General features: G+C 28.2%; 5 protein-coding genes. All 5 read right to left on the bottom strand.

Features of this window, described 5'->3' with window-relative positions; all coding sequences use genetic code 11:
- Nucleotides 1-136: 136 nt before the first annotated feature.
- The 5 genes from jag to rpmH are packed head-to-tail and all read right to left on the bottom strand — an operon-like array spanning nt 137 to nt 2,336.
- The gene (gene jag, locus E6248_RS15260; protein WP_316341623.1) at nt 137-760 is read right to left on the bottom strand and encodes an RNA-binding cell elongation regulator Jag/EloR; all 624 of its coding nucleotides are present in this window, start codon (nt 758-760) and stop codon (nt 137-139) included.
- Nucleotides 761-796: 36 nt separating this feature from the next.
- Entirely contained in the window at nt 797-1,564 is a 768-nt protein-coding gene (gene yidC / locus E6248_RS15255) for a membrane protein insertase YidC (protein WP_316341622.1), read from the bottom strand.
- A gap of 17 nt (nt 1,565-1,581) precedes the next feature.
- Complete coding sequence (gene yidD, locus E6248_RS15250) at nt 1,582-1,791, bottom strand: membrane protein insertion efficiency factor YidD (RefSeq protein ID WP_136008222.1); 210 nt, start codon at nt 1,789-1,791, stop codon at nt 1,582-1,584.
- Entirely contained in the window at nt 1,788-2,141 is a 354-nt protein-coding gene (rnpA, locus tag E6248_RS15245) for a ribonuclease P protein component (protein ID WP_316341621.1), read from the bottom strand. The genes yidD and rnpA overlap by 4 nt, the downstream gene beginning before the upstream one ends.
- 60 nt (nt 2,142-2,201) lie before the next feature.
- The gene (gene rpmH / locus E6248_RS15240; protein WP_136008220.1) at nt 2,202-2,336 is read right to left on the bottom strand and encodes a 50S ribosomal protein L34; all 135 of its coding nucleotides are present in this window, start codon (nt 2,334-2,336) and stop codon (nt 2,202-2,204) included.
- Between the last annotated feature and the right edge of the window lie 303 nt (nt 2,337-2,639).

Genomic DNA, 2,639 nt, shown 5'->3' with positions numbered 1-2,639 from the left:
TATTAAGTCAAAATAAATATAATCTACATAGATGCTATTACGTAGGATGTTATTTAATAAAAAATTAATTTATATATTCTCTAATTCATCTATTTTGTAAAAAATAAAAGGTAAGAAAGCCTTGAGGCCTCCTCACCTATTTTTTAATATCAACTACTATTCTTCTATGAGGTTCATCGCCCTCACTAAAAGTATATACATATTCATTATCTTGTAAAGCATAATGAATAATTCTTCTTTCATATGGGTTCATCGGTTCCAATTTGTAAGCTCTTTTAGTTTTTCTAACTTTATATGCAGTTTTTTCAGCAACCCTAATTAAAGTTTCTTCTCTCTTTTTTCTATAGTTTTCAGTATCTAAGACTACTTTTTTATAAGGTATATCATGTTCTTTATTAACTACTAAAGATGCAAGATATTGTAATGAATCTAAGGTTTCCCCCCTATATCCAATTATAATTCCCATCTTAGGTCCTGTTAAATTGATATAAACTACATCATTTTCTTCTTTAACTTTAATTTCAGCCTGTACATTCATACCATTAAGAATATTTCTAATAAATAGCTTTACTTCTTCCTTATAATCTCTTTTTACTTTTACTAAAATTTTAGCAGGTTTTGCACCAATTAAATTTAGAAACCCCTTAGACCCTTCGTCTAATACTTCGTATTCAACCTTATCCTCAGTAAGTTTTAACTCTTTTAATGCATTTTCTAATGCTTCACTTACATTTTTCCCAGACATTTCAAATGTTTTCATACCCTATTCACCACCTAGTATAATACTAAATAATAATTAATTTTTTCTCTTAGTCTTTGGTGTTGCTTTCTTAGCATTTGTAGCTACCTTTAACTTTTCTTCTTCCTCTTTAGCAGCTAATTTTTTCTTAGCTGGTAGATAATTTAAGAAATATGTTTGCCCTAATTGTATAACTCCACCTATTATCCAATAAATAACTAAGATAGAATCAAAGTTAATAGCCATAACCCCCATCATACCTGCCATCATAAGGTTCATAGTTCCCATATTCATTTGCTTACCATCTTCATTCTTAGGCATTGATTTACTTAAAAGTAAACTTGGAATATATGTGCTTAGGAATGCCAGAACAGGCAGTATAAAGTATGGATCCTTTTCAAATACATCTGGTATCCATAAGAATGATGTATCTGTTACTTGATTAACATTAATAGTCAAAAATACATAGTACAGAGCAAATAGTATTGGTAAAGGTAATAAAGTTGGTAAACACCCACCAAACATACTTACATTATTTTCTTTCATGCACTTTGAATATTCCGCTTGCATTTTTTGTGGATCATTTGCATATTTCTTTTGAATAGCATTTAATTCTGGTTGAATTTCTTGCATTCTTACATTGGATCTGTTAGCTTTTATATTTAAAGGTAATATTAATAATCTAATAATTAGAGTAAATAAAGCAATCGTTAATATATATGAAACACCACTTGGTTCCATATTAAATATATTAATGATAATATCATGCATTCCTTCAAATATAATCGTTAAAAAATTTGTTATCGGTTGTAAAAACTTCATCATTTTAGCGCGCAACCTCCTTATTTCACTGGATCATAGCCACCCTTTGCAAAAGGGTGACATCTTATAATTCTTTTTATTGCTAAAAAACCACCTTTTATAGCACCATATTTAGTAATTGCTTCAATAGCATATTGTGAACATGATGGAACATATATACATGTTGGTGGTCTCATCGGTGAAATATATTTTCTATATAAATGTATAGATTTTAACATAATTTTCTTCATTGCCTATACAAGCCTGCCTTTGAAAAAAGTTTTTTCATTGCTTCTTCAACTTCAAAGAAGTTTTTTTCTTTAATAGCACTTCGGGCTACAAAAACAAAATCATAACCTTTTTTTAGCTGTTCTTCATTTAGTCTATAGCTTTCAGTTATCAATCGTTTACTCCTGCTACGAACAACACTGTTTCCAACCTTTTTACTAACTGAAATACCTACCTTATTATATGTATCTCCATCTTTAGTTTTATTTCTATTATTATTAAATACATATAAAACTAATATATTATTAGCTGAAGATTTTCCTCTTCTATAAACTAGTTTAAATTCATTGTTTTTTTTCAACCTGTACATCATTAGAAACTTTATTCTCCTTTTTTTCTGCTATTGCAGAAAAAAGGCCACTATTTGCGGCCCTTATGCTGTTAATCTTTTTCTACCTTTTTGTCTTCTTCTCTTAAGAACATTTCTTCCTGCTGAAGTTTTCATTCTCTTTCTGAAACCATGTTCTTTTTTTCTTTGTCTCTTTTTTGGTTGGTATGTCATGAACATTTCACTACACCCCCTTTTAATATTGTAATTTCTATAGTAAAAACTATAATCCCAATTTTAAGATTTACCTTATTATTATATATAGAGAGCTATTCGATGTCAATACACTATAATTTTCAAAATCTGTTGATAAATATATATAATATTATAATATTATTTGTGGATAACTTCTTGAATAGTTCATTTAACTTATGTTATTATTAATATTGAATGTGAATAACTTTATTTCACAGCATACTTATCCACACCTGTGGATTAATTTGTGGATAAGTTGTTCGATTTTTCTTTGTATCTTATCTGTTT

This window comes from Clostridium sp., assembly GCF_032552055.1.
Taxonomy (GTDB): Bacteria; Bacillota; Clostridia; order Clostridiales; family Clostridiaceae; genus Clostridium.
Note: the sequence above shows the minus strand (reverse complement) of the source record. Positions and strands in the feature narration are given on the sequence as shown.